The organism is Shewanella sp. NIFS-20-20 (assembly GCF_019209865.1).
Taxonomy (GTDB): domain Bacteria; phylum Pseudomonadota; class Gammaproteobacteria; order Enterobacterales; family Shewanellaceae; genus Shewanella.
In genome coordinates this window covers 26,060-44,796 of the sequence record NZ_JAHUTT010000018.1, presented here as the reverse complement: position 1 = coordinate 44,796, position 18,737 = coordinate 26,060, and the positions used below count along the sequence as shown (strand labels likewise).

14 protein-coding genes are annotated in these 18,737 nt (G+C 46.0%); 6 read left to right on the top strand and 8 right to left on the bottom strand.

Going from position 1 to position 18,737, the window contains the following annotated elements:
- Positions 1 to 45: 45 nt before the first annotated feature.
- The 5 genes from mnmE to rpmH form a co-directional block, all read right to left on the bottom strand.
- Positions 46 to 1,407, bottom strand: coding sequence for a tRNA uridine-5-carboxymethylaminomethyl(34) synthesis GTPase MnmE (gene mnmE / locus KU855_RS07945; protein WP_218529761.1), 1,362 nt, complete (start codon positions 1,405 to 1,407; stop codon positions 46 to 48).
- Between the two features lie 74 nt (positions 1,408 to 1,481).
- Complete coding sequence (yidC, locus tag KU855_RS07940) at positions 1,482 to 3,104, bottom strand: membrane protein insertase YidC (protein WP_218529760.1); 1,623 nt, start codon at positions 3,102 to 3,104, stop codon at positions 1,482 to 1,484.
- Positions 3,105 to 3,108: 4 nt separating this feature from the next.
- Positions 3,109 to 3,363 carry a membrane protein insertion efficiency factor YidD gene (yidD, locus tag KU855_RS07935; protein ID WP_218529759.1) on the bottom strand — a complete coding sequence of 85 codons (255 nt, stop codon included), beginning with the start codon at positions 3,361 to 3,363 and terminating at the stop codon, positions 3,109 to 3,111.
- A complete protein-coding gene (gene rnpA, locus KU855_RS07930) occupies positions 3,330 to 3,686 on the bottom strand; it encodes a ribonuclease P protein component (RefSeq protein ID WP_218529758.1) in 357 nt (118 codons plus the stop codon). Before rnpA ends, yidD begins: the two co-directional genes overlap by 34 nt.
- 16 nt (positions 3,687 to 3,702) lie before the next feature.
- Positions 3,703 to 3,840 carry a 50S ribosomal protein L34 gene (gene rpmH, locus KU855_RS07925; RefSeq protein WP_011758135.1) on the bottom strand — a complete coding sequence of 46 codons (138 nt, stop codon included), beginning with the start codon at positions 3,838 to 3,840 and terminating at the stop codon, positions 3,703 to 3,705.
- Positions 3,841 to 4,285: 445 nt separating this feature from the next.
- On the opposite strand from rpmH, the gene dnaA reads away from it, so the two are divergent.
- The 5 genes from dnaA (at position 4,286) to KU855_RS07900 (ending at position 11,672) form a co-directional block, all read left to right on the top strand.
- A complete protein-coding gene (gene dnaA / locus KU855_RS07920; RefSeq protein WP_218529757.1) occupies positions 4,286 to 5,668 on the top strand; it encodes a chromosomal replication initiator protein DnaA in 1,383 nt (460 codons plus the stop codon).
- A 22-nt stretch (positions 5,669 to 5,690) separates the two neighbouring features.
- Positions 5,691 to 6,791, top strand: a complete 1,101-nt coding sequence (dnaN, locus tag KU855_RS07915; protein ID WP_218529756.1) for a DNA polymerase III subunit beta — start codon at positions 5,691 to 5,693, stop codon at positions 6,789 to 6,791.
- Positions 6,792 to 6,821: 30 nt separating this feature from the next.
- Positions 6,822 to 7,925: a DNA replication/repair protein RecF gene (gene recF / locus KU855_RS07910; protein ID WP_218529778.1), complete on the top strand. Its 1,104-nt coding sequence runs from the start codon at positions 6,822 to 6,824 to the stop codon at positions 7,923 to 7,925.
- Between the two features lies 1 nt (position 7,926).
- Positions 7,927 to 10,344 carry a DNA topoisomerase (ATP-hydrolyzing) subunit B gene (gene gyrB, locus KU855_RS07905; RefSeq protein WP_218529755.1) on the top strand — a complete coding sequence of 806 codons (2,418 nt, stop codon included), beginning with the start codon at positions 7,927 to 7,929 and terminating at the stop codon, positions 10,342 to 10,344.
- A 263-nt stretch (positions 10,345 to 10,607) separates the two neighbouring features.
- Entirely contained in the window at positions 10,608 to 11,672 is a 1,065-nt protein-coding gene (locus KU855_RS07900; protein WP_218529777.1) for an HDOD domain-containing protein, read from the top strand.
- Positions 11,673 to 11,724: 52 nt separating this feature from the next.
- Here the strand turns inward: KU855_RS07900 and glyS are convergent, their stop codons facing one another.
- Together glyS and glyQ are read right to left on the bottom strand one after the other, a co-directional pair.
- Positions 11,725 to 13,794 carry a glycine--tRNA ligase subunit beta gene (glyS, locus tag KU855_RS07895; protein ID WP_218529754.1) on the bottom strand — a complete coding sequence of 690 codons (2,070 nt, stop codon included), beginning with the start codon at positions 13,792 to 13,794 and terminating at the stop codon, positions 11,725 to 11,727.
- Positions 13,795 to 13,805: 11 nt separating this feature from the next.
- Positions 13,806 to 14,711 carry a glycine--tRNA ligase subunit alpha gene (glyQ, locus tag KU855_RS07890; protein WP_218529753.1) on the bottom strand — a complete coding sequence of 302 codons (906 nt, stop codon included), beginning with the start codon at positions 14,709 to 14,711 and terminating at the stop codon, positions 13,806 to 13,808.
- Between the two features lie 113 nt (positions 14,712 to 14,824).
- On the opposite strand from glyQ, the gene KU855_RS07885 reads away from it, so the two are divergent.
- Positions 14,825 to 15,409, top strand: coding sequence for a DNA-3-methyladenine glycosylase I (locus tag KU855_RS07885; protein WP_218529752.1), 585 nt, complete (start codon positions 14,825 to 14,827; stop codon positions 15,407 to 15,409).
- 47 nt (positions 15,410 to 15,456) lie between these two features.
- Here KU855_RS07885 and KU855_RS07880 read toward each other — a convergent pair whose 3' ends face one another.
- On the bottom strand, positions 15,457 to 18,612 hold the full coding sequence (locus tag KU855_RS07880; RefSeq protein ID WP_218529751.1) for an amidohydrolase family protein: 3,156 nt from the start codon (positions 18,610 to 18,612) through the stop codon (positions 15,457 to 15,459).
- Between the last annotated feature and the right edge of the window lie 125 nt (positions 18,613 to 18,737).

Below are 18,737 nucleotides of genomic sequence, written 5' to 3'. Positions count from 1 at the left end.
TGACAATATGGGCAAAAAATAAGGAGCCCTAAGGCTCCTTATTGATTATTTCCCAATACAGAAAGAACTGAATATTTTTCCGAGGAGATCGTCAGAGGTAAATTGGCCGGTAATTTCCGCTAAGGCCTGCTGCGTCATGCGTAGCTCTTCTGCTAATAGCTCGCCAGCTTGAAATACTTCCAGCTGCTCTTTGCCTATTTGCAAGTGTTGTGATGCGCTATCTAGGGCCTCTAAATGACGTCGACGAGCAATAAAGCCACCTTCGAGGTTACTTTGGTAGCCCATCAGGCCTTTTAGGTGTTGTTTCAATGCGTCAACGCCTAGGCCAGTTTTGGCTGAGATCCGATACACGCTAAAACCGTCTTCTTCGGTTACTGCCAATGATTCACCAGTAAGATCTGCCTTATTGCGAATCACTGTGACTCCGAGATTGGCTGGTAATCGATCAATAAAATCTGGCCAAATATCATGAGGATTGACGGCTGATGTTGTGGTGCCATCGACCATAAACAGCACTCGGTCAGCACTATTTATTTCGCTCCAGGCCCGTTCAATACCGATTTGTTCGACGGTATCTGTGGTATCACGTAATCCGGCGGTATCAATAATGTGTAGTGGCATGCCATCGAGGTGAATATGCTCACGCAGCACATCGCGGGTGGTGCCGGCAATTTCAGTGACAATGGCGGATTCTTTGCCTGCTAACGCATTTAATAAACTGGATTTACCGGCATTGGGCCGGCCAGCGATCACCACTTTCATGCCTTCACGAATAATCGAACCTTGTTTTGCGCTGGCTTGTACCTCTGTTAATTTTGCGATGATGTTATAGAGAGCGTTGGCGATTTTGCCATCGGATAAAAAGTCCACTTCTTCATCGGGAAAATCGATGGCAGCTTCCACGTATAACCGCAAATTAGTGACTTGCTCAACTAAGGTGTGCACTTCTTTAGAAAATTCACCCTGGAGTGATTGTAAGGCACTTTTAGCGGCTTGCTCACTGGTGGCATCAATCAAGTCGGCAATGGCTTCAGCTTGGGTTAAATCAAGCTTGTCATTCATAAATGCCTGTTCACTAAACTCGCCAGGTCGGGCGATGCGAATACCATCGATTTCCAAGACCCGCTTGATCAGCATATCCAGTACGATTTGACCGCCATGACCTTGAAGCTCCAATACATCTTCACCAGTAAAGGAATTAGGGCCTTTAAAAAATAGTGCGATGCCTTGATCTATCACCTTATCGTCAGCGTGTTTAAATTCACAATATTCTGCATAGCGAGTCTTAGGTACGTGACCTAGCACAGCCATGGCTGCAGACGCTGCCAATGTTCCCGAAATGCGGATGATACCAACACCGCCACGACCGGGGGCGGTAGCCTGTGCCACGATAGTCTCTGTTGTCACGTGTGTTACCCATATCAAATAAAAGAAAACAAAAAGGCGGCAATAAGCCGCCTTTTGCTGGTTAAGCTATTGGCTTATTTTAAGCCTTTTTTCTCTAGGTTGGCATAAATAATCTTCTGCTGGATGATGGCAACTAAGTTACCGACTAACCAGTAAAGAACCAAACCTGCAGGGAACCACAAGAAGAATACGGTGAATACCACAGGCATCCACTGCATCATTTTCACTTGCATTGGATCCATGGTTGGAGCGATGGGTTGCATCTTCTGCATGTACCACATAGAAGCACCCATCAGCAGCGGCAGGATATAGTATGGATCTTGAACCGAGAGATCGTGGATCCACAAAATAAACGGCGCATGACGCAATTCAACGCTTTCTAACAGTACCCAGTACAAGGCAATAAAGATTGGCATCTGCAGCAAGATAGGTAAACAGCCACCCATAGGGTTAACTTTTTCTTTCTTGTACAGTTCCATCATGGCTTGACCCATCTTCTGACGGTCATCACCGAAACGCTCTTTTAGATCGGCCAGTTTGGGCTGCAGGTTACGCATTTTTGCCATAGACACGTATTGTGCCTTGGTTAATGGGTACAGTAAGCCACGAACTGTCAGAGTTATCAGGATAATGGCCACACCCCAGTTACCAACGATTGACTGGAAGAACATCAACAGTTTGTAAATTGGGACGGCTAACCACCACAAGAAGCCATAATCAACCACCAAGTTTAAGGTAGGTGATAACGCAGACAACTGCTCTTGGTACTTAGGACCAACATAGAATTGTGCTGAAATATTGGCGGTCGCTTCAGGCGCAACAGTTTGCATTTCACTGCGGAAACCAATATTTGCCATGCCTGAGCTTACTTTAGAAAACAGGTTATTTTGCTCATTTGCTTGAGGTACCCAAGCAGAGACAAAATAATGCTGTAACATCGCTGCCCAACCCCCTTGGGTGTTGGTTTCTAAGTTGGCTTTGCTCATGTCTTCAAACGAATACTTTTCGTAACGTTCTTTGGCAGTTGAGTAAGCGGCACCACGATAAGTCGGCATCATCATGCTAGATTCACTGGCTTTGATGGTTTGCTTGATTTGACCATACATTTTTACATGCAATGGTTTATCTGTGGTGTTATTAATGCGGTAATCGACACCAATATCGAACTGACCTTGATGGAAAGTAAAGATTTTAGTGTAAGTCACACCATCGGCATCTTTATAGGTTAAAGGCACTTCGAGTGTCTTTTCGCCTGCCGCCATCGTGTAATCTTGTTGTGTTGCAGTGAAGTGAGCTCGTCTGTTAACAGTATCTATGCCATTGGGACCAATCAAACCACTTTGGGCAATGTAGGTATAAGCTGGAGTTTGCTCAAGTAACACAAAAGGCTGATCTTTGTTTTGTTCAAGTTTGTGGGCAACTAAGGCCGCATAAACTATATCACCACCAACAGGATTAATTTTCACATCCAATTGGTCGGTTTTAACACTGATCAAGTCTTTTGAAGCCGCAGTATGGAGAGCAGGAACTTCACCATCCGACATAGGAACATCGGAATTATGATCTGCAGTAGCGGTTTGAGAAGCTACAGTCGTGGGTATCGGCGCTTGAGGCGCGTTGTCAGTCTGCCATTGTTGCCACAGCAGGAAACTGACGAACAGTAAACCGATTAGCAATATATTACGTTGAGATTCCATAACCTTATTTATCGCACCTGTCGTTTTTAGGGGGGACGGGATCACTACCGCCGGGATGTAATGGGTGACATTTTAATATGCGTTTGAGAGCAAACCAACTCCCTTTTACCGATCCGTGAGTTTGAATTGCTTCTATCGCGTAATGTGAGCAAGAGGGAGTGAAACGACATCGAGGACCCAGTAAAGGGCTGATGAAGATTTGATAGCCACGAATAAACGTGGTGGCTAGCCATTGAATCGGCGATTGAGTTTTCGCCATAGCTTTTCTATCAACTGGTGTAGTTCTGTATTGTCCATAGCTAAGCATCCATGGCGAACCAATACCACGATATCTGCATCGGGTAGTTGATTTTGATGTAAGCGGAAGCTCTCCCTAATGACTCTTTTGATGCGATTACGCTGGTTTGCATGTTTAACTTGGCGTTTAGGCACAGTTAATCCAAGGCGAGGGTGTTCCTGACCATTAGAAATTGCAAGCAAGGTAATATCAGCAGAAGATGCTTTTAGAGGGTTGTTGAATACAGTTTTAAATTGCGCGGGAGTTAACAAACGTAACTCCCGCGTAAAGGTGTAGCTAGTCACCTGCAATGCTGCGCTATTAAGCTGACAGACGTGCACGACCCTTGGCGCGGCGGCGAGCCAGCACCTTGCGGCCGTTAGCAGTAGCCATACGAGCGCGGAAGCCGTGAGAACGCTTGCGCTTCAGGTTGCTAGGTTGAAAAGTACGTTTACTCATGATGGCAATCCGTCTTTGTTTAGTTAATGTGCCTTAGCGTCAAAATTGAGACTAAGGTGGAAAAAGAGGCCGAATTGTAATCACTTTATTGGAGGCCGTCAACACAAACCCCAAATGAAACTGAAATACTCTCGCCTCAGTTAATCAAGATCTTCCGCTAAATACACCAGAAAATGTGGATAAGTCTGTGAAGTACCACTACATCTGGTGTTTCATTGGCGAATAATCTAGATCAAACGCCGCAATTATAGATCAGGCGAGATCCCTTTACAAAGCGCCAATTTACTAAGAAATCAATAAAATTGATCGCATTAGATCTTGACTGATCGTGGCTTTTTGGGTCCAAGATATTCCTTGGGGATAAATATATTTTAAGGATAGCGATCTTAACGATCTCCCTATAGAATACTTATCCTTTCGGTGAGTCTTTTTGGGGATAAGTTCAGTGGCGGTTTCACTTTGGCAACAATGTATCGGACGACTGCAAGACGAGCTGTCTGCTCAACAATTCAGTATGTGGATAAGACCATTGCAGGCCGAAATGGACGGAGAGACACTGGTGCTTTACGCACCCAATCGCTTCGTTCTTGATTGGGTGCGAGACAAATATATCAATATCATTAATCAGTTTTTTACTGAGCAATTGGGGAGTAATGCGCCCAAGTTGAGATTTGATATTGGTAGTCGCCCGTCAGCAAAACCGGTTGCAGCCCCAGCCCCAGTGAGAACTTCTGGTCCAGCCATGGTCCGCCCTCAAGTGGCCTCGGGCTTCCAAACTCAGCGTGATACAACCACTAATATTAATCATCGAAGTAATATCAATCCAACTTATCAGTTTGATAATTTCGTTGAAGGTAAGTCTAACCAGTTGGGTAAGGCGGCAGCGTTGCAAGTCGCTGAAAATCCCGGTGGAGCCTATAATCCCTTGTTCCTTTATGGCGGTACGGGTTTAGGTAAAACTCACCTGTTGCACGCCGTGGGTAATGGCATTATTAAAAATAATCCCAATGCAAAAGTGGTTTATATGCATTCGGAACGTTTTGTTCAAGATATGGTAAAAGCATTACAAAACAATGCTATTGAAGAGTTCAAGCGTTATTATCGAAGCGTTGATGCGTTATTTATCGATGACATTCAATTTTTTGCTAATAAAGATCGTTCTCAAGAAGAATTCTTCCATACCTTCAATGCATTATTAGAAGGTAATCATCAAATTATTTTAACCTCTGATCGTTATCCGAAAGAAATTGATGGGGTTGAAGACCGATTGAAGTCGCGTTTTGGTTGGGGCCTAACCGTTGCCATTGAGCCGCCTGAACTAGAAACCCGAGTTGCCATTTTAATGCGTAAGGCGCAAGAAAGTGGCATTAATCTGCCTGATGAAGTGGCCTTCTTTATTGCTAAACGCCTGCGTTCTAATGTGCGTGAATTAGAAGGGGCGCTTAATCGGGTCATTGCCAATGCGAATTTTACCGGCCGACCGATTACTATCGATTTTGTTCGCGAAGCTTTACGTGATTTATTGGCTCTGCAAGAGAAGTTAGTCACTATTGATAACATTCAAAAAACTGTGGCAGAGTACTACAAGATTAAAATGGCTGATATGTTATCTAAACGACGTTCACGCAGTGTGGCGCGTCCACGACAGGTCGCCATGGCATTATCTAAAGAATTAACCAACCAAAGCTTGCCTGAAATCGGTGATGCCTTTGGTGGACGTGATCATACGACGGTATTGCATGCTTGTCGTAAAATCGCGCAATTGCGCGAAGAGAGTCATGACATTAAAGAAGATTATGCTAACTTGATTAGAACTTTATCTTCCTAATTTAGGCAGGGAACAGCAAACCATGAAATTTTCAATCGATAGGGATGCCCTTTTAAAGCCATTGCAGCTTGTCAGTGGTGCCGTTGAAAGACGTCATAACTTGCCCATCCTCGCCAACCTCCTTGTGGATGTTAGTGGTCACTCACTCACGCTAACTGGCACTGATTTAGAGGTGGAGCTAGTTGGTCAAGCGCTGGTGCATGGAGATATAGTCGAAGGTCAAACCACGGTTCCTGCTAAGAAATTATTGGATATCGTAAAATCCTTACCAGAACAAACTGAAATAAAAATTGAGCAACAGGACAACAAATGGTTGCTGCGTTGTGGTCGCAGTCGGTTCTCTTTAGCCACGTTACCGGCACAAGAGTATCCGAATGTTGAGTCCTTCCAGGCTGAAATCTCGCTTACCATCAAGCAGGGCACATTAAAGTCCTTAATTGATGCCACCCAATTTTCTATGGCCAATCAAGACGTTCGATATTATTTGAACGGATTATTGCTTGAAACGGAAGGCAATGTGCTGCGGGCTATCGCCACCGATGGTCATCGATTAGCCTTGAGTCATCGCACCATTGAGGCCAACTTGCCAGAAAAGCAAGTGATTGTGCCGCGCAAGGGGGTGATGGAACTCGCTCGACTCATGGATGCAGACGATCAAGACATTACCTTAGCCATTGGTGAAAATGCCATTCGTGCCACAACCGCTAACGCCGTATTTACCAGTAAGCTGGTTGATGGTCGTTTTCCTGATTATCGCCGAGTCTTACCTAAGGGCGGCGATAAGATAGTGATTGCCAGTCGTCATCATTTAAAGCAAGCATTAACCCGGGCATCAATATTATCTAACGAAAAATTCCGCGGGGTGCGGATGCTGTTAGAGCCTGGATTAATGAAAATTACCGCCAACAATCCTGAGCAGGAAGAAGCGGAAGAGTTAATTGACGTGGATTACCAATCACAAGCGCTGGAAATCGGCTTTAACGTCAGTTACCTCTTAGATGTGCTGAATAATCTTAAAAATGAAGATGTACGTATTACCCTGATTGATGGTAATTCCAGTGCTTTACTCGAAAATTATCAAGATCAAGATTCTATGTATGTTGTCATGCCAATGCGTTTGTAGGAGAACATGGCAGAGTTCTCTGCCATTAGTATGAGCATTTCTCGCTTAACGATTGAATCCTTTCGTAATCTATCTTCAGCCCAATTGTCTCCTGGCGATGGGCTGAATTTGATCTATGGCGCCAATGGCAGTGGTAAAACCAGTGTGCTCGAAGCCATCTATTTTTTAGGCATGGGGCGCTCTTTTCGCAGTCATATTACCCAGCGCGTTATCCAACGAGAGGCTGATCAACTCACCTTGTTTGCTCAGCTGCAACAAGAACACCCTGCTCAGGGCAGCAAAGTCGGCTTTAGAAAACACCGCAATGGTGATACTGACGTCAAAATTGATGGCTCACGAGTTAAACGCCTGTCGGTATTGGCTGAAACCTTGCCTATACAAGTGATCACCCCTGAAAGTTTCTCATTGTTGTTTGAAGGGCCGCAGAGTCGTCGGCAATTTATTGACTGGGGCACCTTTCATGCGGATGCCAATTTCTATCCGGCATGGGTCAATGTTCGCCGCATCATGAAGCAGCGTAATCAACTGTTACGTGACGGTGCCAGTTATCAGCAAATTCAGTATTGGGATAATGAGTTAGTGCGATATGCTGAGCCTGTGACTGAGGCAAGAAAACGCTATGTGGACTCGTTAAATGAGCGACTAAAGGGTATAATCGAAGAGTTTTTACCCCAGGTACAATTAAAGATATCTTTTACGCGGGGATGGGATAGTAAAACTGATTTAAATCAGTTGCTTGAGCAGCAATACCTACGCGATCTGGGGATGGGGCATACCGTAAGTGGTCCTCATAAGGCAGACTTGCGATTGCGGGTGGCAAATTTACCCGCCCAAGATGCATTGTCGAGAGGGCAACTGAAGTTATTAGTATGCGCCTTACGAATTGCCCAAGGCCGTTTATTACGCCAGCAAACAGGCAAAAACAGTATTTATTTAGTTGATGATCTGCCCTCTGAGCTCGATGCTCAACACCGGCAGTTATTACTGAAACAACTGACCGATACGGGCGCGCAGATTTTTGTGACCGCTATTGAACCTGCAGCCATTGTCGATTGCTTACACATAGCACCGAGCAGGGTGTTCCATGTGGAACAGGGGCTGGTTACGCAAATTGAACACACGATGAGAGAATAATATGTCAGAGAATAGTTACGATTCTTCGAGTATTAAGGTCCTTAAGGGCCTTGATGCGGTACGTAAAAGACCTGGGATGTATATTGGTGATACCGATGATGGTACAGGTCTACATCACATGGTGTTCGAAGTGGTCGATAACTCTATCGACGAAGCTTTGGCTGGCCATTGTCATGATATTACTATTACCATTCATACCGATGGTTCGGTATCGGTTCAGGATGATGGCCGTGGTATTCCGGTAGCCATTCACCCAGAAGAAGGCGTTTCTGCTGCCGAAGTTATCATGACGGTACTGCATGCCGGCGGTAAGTTTGACGATAACTCTTATAAAGTGTCTGGTGGTCTTCATGGTGTGGGTGTTTCAGTAGTAAACGCCTTATCTGAAAAGCTGCAAATGACCATTCGTCGTGATGGTAAGGTCTACGAACAGTTTTATACCCATGGAGTGCCTGACGCGCCGATCGCCGCCATTGGTGATGCCAGCAAAACCGGTACTGCCATTCGTTTTTGGCCTAGCAAAGAAACCTTTACTGATACCCTGTATCACTATGAGATTTTAGCTAAGCGCGTCCGTGAATTATCCTTCTTGAACTCGGGTGTTGGCATCCGCTTGGTGGATGAGCGCGATGCTAAAGATGAATTCTTCAAATATGAAGGTGGCATCAGCGCTTTTGTTGACTACTTAAATCGCAATAAAACCCCAGTTAACAAAGATGTCTTCCATTTTACTCAAGATCGTGAAGACGGCATTACCGTTGAAGTCGCCATGCAGTGGAATGATGGTTTCCAAGAAAACATCTTCTGCTTCACCAACAACATTCCTCAGCGTGATGGTGGTACACACCTTGCCGGTTTCCGCAGTGCGTTAACCCGTAACCTCAATACTTATATGGAGCGTGAAGGCTTCAATAAGAAAGGTAAGACCAACGCTACCGGTGATGATGCTCGTGAAGGCTTAACGGCGGTTATTTCGGTGAAAGTACCGGATCCTAAGTTCAGCTCACAAACCAAGGATAAATTGGTTTCTAGTGAAGTGAAAACCGCGGTTGAGCAAACCATGGGTGAAAAGCTAAATGATTATCTGCTGGAAAACCCTGCGGATGCCAAGCTGATTGTTGGCAAAATCATTGATGCGGCCCGTGCTCGTGAAGCGGCCCGTAAAGCCCGTGAAATGACTCGCCGTAAAGGTGCGTTAGATTTAGGCGGTTTGCCAGGTAAGTTAGCGGATTGCCAAGAAAAAGACCCTGGGTTATCTGAAATATACATAGTGGAAGGGGACTCGGCCGGCGGTAGCGCCAAACAGGGCCGAAACCGTAAAAACCAAGCTATTTTGCCATTGAAAGGTAAGATCTTAAACGTTGAGAAAGCACGTTTCGATAAGATGTTATCTTCACAAGAAGTCGCCACGCTGATCACCGCCTTAGGTTGTGGTATTGGCCGCGATGAATATAACCCTGATAAGACGCGTTATCACAACATCATCATCATGACGGATGCTGACGTCGACGGCTCGCACATTCGTACCTTGCTGTTGACTTTCTTCTTCCGTCAAATGCCTGAATTAATTGAACGCGGATATATCTATATCGCTCAGCCACCTTTGTATAAGGTTAAGCGTGGTAAGCAAGAGCAGTATTTGAAAGATGAAGCGGCAAGAACACAGTACTTGACCACGCAAGCACTTGACGGCGCGACGTTATACTCGGCTCCTGGTATTCCTGGAATGAGTGGTGGTCCATTAGAGCGTCTAGTGAACCAGTTCCGTGAAGTGGAAGCCATGATTGAGCGCTTGTCGTTACGTTACCCACGTATTGTGACTGAACGCATGCTTTATCACCCCGAAGTATCAGCCACTATGCTGCAAGATGAAGGCTTAATGACCGCTTGGTCTGATGCGCTGATCAGCGATTTGCGTGACCGTGAAAGCAGTGGCGTATTGTATTCAGCACAAACCATGTTTGATCCTGAGCGTCAGCAATATTTACCGCAAATCACGATTCGTAAGCACGGTATTGATACTCATTATTTATTGGGGCATGACTTCTTTAATTCGGCTGATTACCAGCGGATGGTCCGTTTAGCGAGTGAGCTCGATGGATTGGTTGAAGAAAATGGTTATGTACAACGTGGTGAGCGTTCTAAGCCGGTTGCTAGCTTTGTCGAAGCCCTCGAGTGGTTGATGCAGGAAGCCCAGCGCGGCCTGTATATCCAGCGCTATAAGGGACTGGGTGAAATGAACCCTGAGCAACTGTGGGAAACCACCATGGATCCCGAGCAGCGTCGTATGCTGCAGGTGACCATCGATGATGCGGTCGGTGCGGATCAGTTATTCACTACCTTGATGGGTGATCATGTTGAACCTCGACGTGAGTTTATTGAGGCCAATGCGCTCAATGTGGCTAACCTCGATGTGTAATACATTGCTTTAATTAAAAAACGCGGCTAATTAGCCGCGTTTTTTGATTGACTTCCTCAATCGCAAATTAGGGGGGTAATCTCTTCATTTGTACAAATACACTCCCCACTGTCTTATTCGGTGTTGCCCTCATCACTCTTAGAGAATCAAGGCAATATCTATCATCTTAAAAGTCCATTCACAGGAAATTAATACCTTTGTTTATAAATAAATTGCCTAAAATTAATACTAACCGACAGGGTGTTATTAAGAGCCAAGGTGGCATAGTGAGAAAAATATTTGGTAAGATTTTTAATATTAGGGATAACGCCGAGGTCAGTATTTCTAAACGATCATCCCAGGCCGCCGTGCAGGATGTTCAGCAATCTCAAACTTTAGCCGCTAAAGCGTCACCTCAATCGAACAACGCTGAGTCAACATTGATTAGTAGCATAGATTCAACGGCAATGTTTTATAGCCTGTTGTTTCAAGTGAATTCAACCGACACGGGTGGGGTGGCCAATAATCTCGAAAAACAAGTAATTGAGAACGTCGCCAAAGCCCTGAGAGATCCTCAAGCCATTGCCGATAATATTCTTAAGTTATCGAGCCGAGTGATCGATATTGATAATAAGCTCGCCGATCCTGAGTGTGATACTGATAGCTTGCTGAAAATGTTGCAGCAAGATCCGGTCATTAGTGTCGAAGTGCTCAAGCTATGTAATTCGCCTGCTTTTAGGCGGGGTAGCAACGACGTGACCAATTTACAGCAGGCTTTGGTGTCACTCGGACGAGACCAAATAAGGCGGTTTATCACCTCGAGCATGGTTAAAGAAGTTATTGATATTAAACCTATTTACTATCGACGTTTCGGTGCCCAAATTTGGCATCACTCGTTGCAGGTGGCGTTGTTGGCCGGAGAAATGGCTGAAGACGATGGTGATACTGCTTTTTTAATGGGCCTGCTCCATGATGTCGGTAAAATTGCTATCTTTAAAATTTTAATTGATGCCTTTATTCACGCTGACGCTGGTGAGCAACCGCGCTCGAATCTATTTAGACAGGCGATGACCAGTCGCAGCTTAGTGCTCAGTGCAACGTTGGCAAAGTGTTGGCAATTACCCGCGATTTACTCTGAACAACTGGAAATATTAGCCAATGTTAGCGGTCGTCCCGATAGCGGTATGGCGGCAGTGATTTGGCGAGCCAATGCCATCAGTGAAATTTCAATGTTATATGAAGCTAAACGGCTTGATGACGAGAGTTTACCTAAGTATCTCAACCGCATAGACTTGAGTATCGATGACTTTTTAGTTATCCACCAGCGCTTGCTTGAGATTGAGTATTAATAGTGCAAAAAAAATACCAGTCAATTGACTGGTATTTTTTTATGAGCAAAATCTACTGAAGCAGAGAGATATCTGCCACATGCCAGAACTGCTGACGCAGCTGGTTTAACAGCGCTAAGCGGTTTTGGCGTAAGGCTAAATCATCCGCCATGACCATCACAGCTTCAAAGAAGTTGTCGACGTCGGTACGTAAGCCAGCCAATAAGATTAAGGCTTGCTGGTAATCTCCGTCAGCAAATAAAGGTGCCAATTGCGGCTGTAACTGACGTAAATGGGCGGCAAGTTCAACTTCTTCTTTGGCACTCAACAATTCGGTTTGAATGGTTTGAGGCAGTTCACCCTCAACCTTGGCCAAAATGTTACTGACACGCTTATTGGCTGCGGCTAACGCCATCGCAGCGTCTAAGGTGCGGAAATGAGCCACCGCTTGAATACGGGCATCAAAATCAGCGGGACGAGTCGGGCGGCGTGCTAATACTGCTAAAATGACATCGACGCCAATGCCTTTATCTTGGTACCAGGCTCGGAAGCGGGCCATCAAGAACTCAAGAATATCTTCATTGGCTTGGATATTGGTTAAGGTGTCACCGTGTAATTTAATACCATGAGCAATCAAATCGACAAGATCTAATGGCAGCTTGTTATCCACAATGATACGTAAGACCCCAATGGCGGCGCGACGCAGCGCGAAAGGATCTGCAGCACCTTTTGGTGCTTGACCAATACCGAAGATCCCGGTGAGAGTATCAAGCTTTTCGGCCAAAGCAACAGCGCAAGAGACACCATTGGTTGGTACGCTATCGCCCGAGAATTTAGGCTTATACTGCTCTTCAATCGCGATAGCGACCGCTTCGGTTTCACCGTCTAGGCGAGCATAATGCATCCCCATGGTGCCTTGGGTGTCGGTGAATTCCATGACCATATTGGTCATCAAATCGGCCTTGGATAACAAGCCGGCGCGTGCTGCATCTTGGCTGTCGGCGCCAATGCTGGTGGCAATGTAGGCTGCCAATGCTGAAATGCGTTCCACGCGGTCTTTTAAGGTCCCCAGTTTTTGTTGGAAAACAACCGATTGCAGACTGTCCAGACGCGACGCTAAGCTGTGTTTTTTATCGGTATTGAAGAAGAATTCAGCATCAGCCAGGCGAGGGCGAACCACTTTTTCATTACCGGCAATGATTTGGCTAGGATCTTTCGATTCAATGTTAGTCACAAAGATAAAGTTAGGCAGCAAGTTGCCATTGTTATCAAATACTGGGAAGTATTTCTGATCCCCTTTCATGGTATACACCAGGGCTTCAGCTGGGACATCTAAGAATTTTTCTTCAAAACTCGCGGTTAATACCACTGGCCATTCAACCAGTGAGCAAACTTCTTCCAGCAATGAGTCTTGAATATCTGCCACACCACCAATGTCTGCGGCAGCTTGTTCGGCGTCACGCTTGATGATTGCCATCCGGGAAAAATAATCGCCCATAACTTTGCCGCGCTCAAGCAGCTGGCTTAAATAATTATCGGCATGATCCAATTCAAAGCTGGCTTCGCCCATAAAGCGGTGGCCGCGAATGGTGCGTGCCGATTGAATACCCAGCAGCTCGCCGGCGATCAATTGCTCGCCTAACAACATGGTGACAGTGTGCACCGGGCGAATAAACTGGGTCTTATTGCTGCCCCAACGCATAGGCTTTGGGATAGGTAATTTATCTAAGGCCTTTTGTGCCATCGCAGGGATGAGCTCCGCAGTGCGGGCGCCAGTGACTTTGGCATAATGGATTAACCATTCGCCTTTATCAGTGACTAAGCGTTCAGCTTCGGCAACCGTAATACCGTTACCACGAGCCCAGCCTTCAGCAGCTTTGGTTGGATTACCGTCGGCATCAAAGGCGGATGTCACCGCTGGCCCACGTTTCTCGACCACTTTGTCGGCTTGTGATAAGGCTAAGCCATCCAGTTTAATGGCCAAGCGTCTTGGGGTCGCGTACCAAGTGGCATGAGTAAAGCTTAAGTCGGCTTTGGTTAATTCGTCAGTGAAGTTAGCTAACAGAGATTCAGCTAAGGTTCGCAGTGACTTTGGGGGTAATTCTTCGGTGCCAATTTCAATCAGCAAGTTTTCAACATTCATTGCGATACCTCTTACTTACACATAGGGAAGCCAAGGGCTTCGCGGGCCTGATAATAGGCTTCTGCCACGGCTTTGGCCATGGTTCGTACGCGCAGGATGTAGCGTTGGCGTTCGGTCACCGAAATAGCATGGCGGGCATCTAATAAATTAAAGGCGTGGGAGGCTTTCATCACTTGTTCATAAGCCGGTAATGGCAGCGGTTTCTCTAGCGACAATAAATGCATGCAAGTTTTTTCACACTGATCGAACACGGTAAACATGAAATCGACATCGGCATGTTCAAAGTTATAAGTTGATTGCTCAACTTCATTTTGATGGAAAACATCTCCATAGCTGATCTTGCCCAATGGCCCGTCAGCCCACACCAGATCATAGACGCTGTCGACGCCTTGGATATACATGGCAAGACGTTCAAGACCATAAGTGATTTCACCGGTCACCGGTGAGCATTCAATGCCACCCACTTGCTGGAAATAGGTAAACTGGGTCACTTCCATGCCGTTTAACCAGACTTCCCAACCGAGGCCCCAAGCGCCTAAAGTTGGGGATTCCCAGTTATCTTCAACAAAGCGGATATCATGCACTTGTGTATCAATGCCTAACGCTTCTAATGAACCCAGATATAATTCTTGAATATTATCTGGTGAAGGCTTCAACATGACCTGAAATTGGTAGTAGTGTTGGAGACGATTAGGGTTTTCACCATAGCGACCATCGGTTGGTCGGCGTGATGGTTGCACGTAAGCGCTGTTATTCGGCTCTGGGCCCAATGAACGCAGGAATGTCATTGGATGAAAGGTACCGGCACCAACTTCCATATCCAGCGGTTGAACGATGGCACAGCCTTGTTGTGCCCAATATTCCTGAAGGGTCAGGATAAACCCTTGAAAGGTTTTTACGTCATGTTTGCTAGTCATATCCACTGCTTCGGGCTGTCATAGAAAATGAGATAAATTATACCTTGTCGTCTGGGTCTTATGTAGGCTAATTTTTAACGTATTTAATGACAATTGACTGGTTGAGGTCATCCATGACGAAAAATTATCAAACTTGCCCTTGGGTATCTAACGATCCTCTCTATCAGCAGTATCATGATCACGTCTGGGGAAGAGCGGTTTATGATGACCGTGAATTGTTTGCCAAGTTGTGTTTGGATGGCCAACAGGCGGGTTTATCATGGTTAACCATTTTAAAAAAACAGGCAGGCTATGAAGAGCTTTTCTTTGATTTTTGGCCTGATAAAATAGCCACATTGACGGCTGAAGATGTTGAGCGTTTATTACTAGATCCAAAAATTGTTCGTAATAGGGCGAAGGTCAATAGCATTATTGGTAATGCAAAGGCCTATCTAGCTTTTACCAAGAATGGTGAACATAGTTTCTCTGAATTTTTGTGGTCCTTTGTGGGCGGCCAACCGCTCATTAATCAGTTTGAAACCTTGGCCGAGGTACCCGCCCAGACTCGAGAATCACAAGCCATGTCGAAAGCACTAAAGGCGCTTGGCTTTAATTTTGTTGGCCCAACCATTTGTTATGCCTTTATGCAGGCCGTCGGTATGGTGAACGATCATCTGATCAACTGTCCTTGTTATTTCGATTGTTGCCCAAAAAAATAGGGTGTTTCACGTGAAACACCCTGAAGAGACGTTAACCGAGTAGCGTGCTATTCGAAGAAAAAGCGTTGCTTAGTTCGTTGTTGCCCATTAAGTTCATTCATGGTTTCGGCATCAAATAGCGCACCATTGACCATGGTGTATGTCACGTTATCTGAGTCGCGGATATCAGCTAACGGGTTGCCATCTATAACAATGAGATCAGCCAGTTTTCCAGGACTGATTGATCCTAATTGATGATCCATCCCAAAGTGAATGGCAGGGTTAATGGTTGCCGTTTTCAAGGCCTCGAGTGGTGTCATGCCGCCTTGTTCAAACATCCAGATTTCCCAGTGAGCACCAAGACTTTCCCGTTGACCATGAGCACCAATATTGGATTTGACCCCAAGTTTACCTAAGTCGTTTGCAACCTTGGCCACATTGAAGTGGTTATAGTGTTCATCGGGCGCCGTGGTTCTACGCATGGCTCGTGGCTTGAGAATATAGTCGGGAACAAACTGAGATAGTCGTGGGTGCGCCCACACGTCGGTCTTATCATACCAATAGTTTTCTCCCCAAATACCACCGTAAGCGACCACTAAGGTTGGGGTATAACCGACCTCAGTCTGCTGCCACAGTTGCTTAATATCGTCATATATTGCAGCGGCAGGTAGGGAATGTTCAATGCCGGTATGACCATCAGTAATCATCGTTAAGTTGTGCTGAAGCAGGCTGCCACCTTCTGGCACCACCATCATCTCTAATTCTCTGGCGGCGGCAATGACTTGTTGTCGTTGATTGCGGCGGGGTTGGTTATAACTTTTAACACTGAAAGCTCCGACTTTTTTGAGGCGCTCTAGATGAAACTTAGCATCATCGAGTGAATCAATGTGTGAGGTATAGCCAGGAGCATTGGCACCGTAAAGAATGGTGCCGGTACTGAAAATTCTCGGGCCAACGATATTACCTGCTTTTTGCTGCTCGCTGGCGGCAAAAATTTCGGTGGTGTCGTTGGATGGATCATGGATAGCAGTAACACCGAGGGCTAAGCTGGCAAAGTTACCCCAGTTCTGTTGCGGGATAATTTCATTTTCACCCTGAGCGCCATGAGCATGAGCATCAAATAGCCCCGGCATAATGGTCTTGCCACTGATATCGATAACCTTAGCATCGTTAGGAATACTGGTTTGATCGCGTTGGCCAACGGCGACAATTTTATTGTCTGTGACGATGACGACCCCATCGCTAATAACCCGGTCCTTGTCCATGGTAATGACCTGACCGCCAACAAAGGCGGTTGTTCCACGTGGAACGTAAGCTTTTTGCTCAAAACCAATGTCTGTCACAGTCGGTTCCGCAGAAGCGTCAGCTTGATAATCGCTGTCGATATCCACTTGATAGAGCTCAGGGCCCAAGGTCCAATATAACTGCTGATTATCTTGGCGCCAGCTAATGTTTTCGCCGGCACGAGTACTGAGTTGCACCACGGGTAAGTTGTTGGCATTGGGACCAATGTCGACGGTTTCGCCATGCTTAGCGAAAGGGGTAATAAATACCTTAAACCGTTCGGCAAATGCTAATTGCTGACCATCGGGCGATACTCTAAATTCGGTGGCATGTTGACTTTGGTAGTGAACTCGCTTGTCATGTCCGCTCAGCGACACCGAGGCTAACTGAGGTGTTTCACCTTGTTCCATAAAATAGACGCGGTTATTATCAGCGCCAAATTGGGGTTGGTAGCCGGAGGTATCCAGCTTAGTTCGTTGCTTAGTCTTGAGGTTTAAGGCATAGAGACCGGGCTCTTGTGACCAGGTGGTTGGGGTGATATATCCGCCTTTTACTTGGCGATATACTAAGATCTCACCATTTGGGGAAAGGGTGGGTTCGACGTATTTCCCGGGCTTATCTGTGAGGGTTTTCACTTTACCTGATGACAGTTTAATGCTGTGAAGTGCACCTTGCTTAACATCATCCCAGCTGGCGAAGACAATTGATTTGCCATCGCGCGACCACTGCGGAAATAATTCGCGTTCATCGTCTTTACCCTTGGTCAGGCGCTTTATCTTGCCATCGGGTAATGTCTTAATCCACAGTTTCCCTAATGCTTCAAAGACAAGTTGCTTGCCATTGGGTGAGACCTGCGCCATACGTAACATTTTGACTGGGAAACTGTCTTGGTCGAGATCTTGAGTAAAACGTACCGCAGGTTGTACTTTGAGACTGGTATCTACGCTAAAAGGGATGACCTTAGTTGTGCCATCATTAAGGGCGAGTTCATGAATTTGACCTTTGGCCCAGAAGCGAATGGCCTGATTATCGGGGCGCCAGCTCATGTGTGGGTAGACGCCATGGATTGCCCAAGTTTCTTGCATATCTCGATCAAGATCGCCATATAACTTATCCACCTGGCCTGACTCGAGATCTAATAAATAGAGGCTTGATTGAAAACCATCACGGCGAATAAAGGCAAGCTTTTTACCATCAGGGCTGGGAGTTGGACGGATTGCGCCACCGCTTCCCTCGAGTAATACATCAATGTCCCCAGTTTGGCGGTCGTAGCGTTTTATCTTGTAAATGCCTTGTACTGAGTCTTTGGAATAATGGAAGGTTTTACCCGGGGTGGCGTCTTGACTGAAGTAGATATAGCGGCCATCCGGCGAGAAAGCCGGTTCACCCAAATCCTTCTGATCATTCGGACGTTCGGTGAGCTTAATCCCTTCTCCGCCTGCCAAGTGATACATCCAGACTTCACCGGCGCCGAGACTGCGCTGTGCGGTAAAATGCTTGCGAGCGACCAGATATTGCGAATCAGGACTCCAAGCAGGGCTGTTTAATAACCGAAATGATTCGTTAGTTACCGCACGTGGATTGGTGCCGTCGGCATTCATTACCCAAATATTATCCGCGCCATCTTCATCAGAGGTAAATGCAATGTATTGGCCGTCTGGGCTGTACACAGGCTGCATTTGCCAAGCAATACCACTGGCGAGGACTTCGGCTTTACCGCCTTTAACGGGAATGCGGTAAATATCACCTAGTAGATCAAACACAATATATTGATTGTCGGGACTACTGCTGATATTCATCCAGGTGCCTTCATTCACTTGAATGTTGACCATTTCTAGCGGGGCATTGGTTGGAGCATTCACTTGCCACTCAGGGCTAGGATCTGCTTGAAGATTAAATGCGATGGCTAACGCAAGTGGGGTAAGTAGACGCTTTTTCATAACCACTCCATTGTTATTGCTTTATTATTTGACAGCAACTTTACGTCATTATCATTTTTTAGCAACAAGTTGGGCGGTTGATTTACCGAATAAATGCAACTCGAGCTGCGCTTATTCGGTAGCAG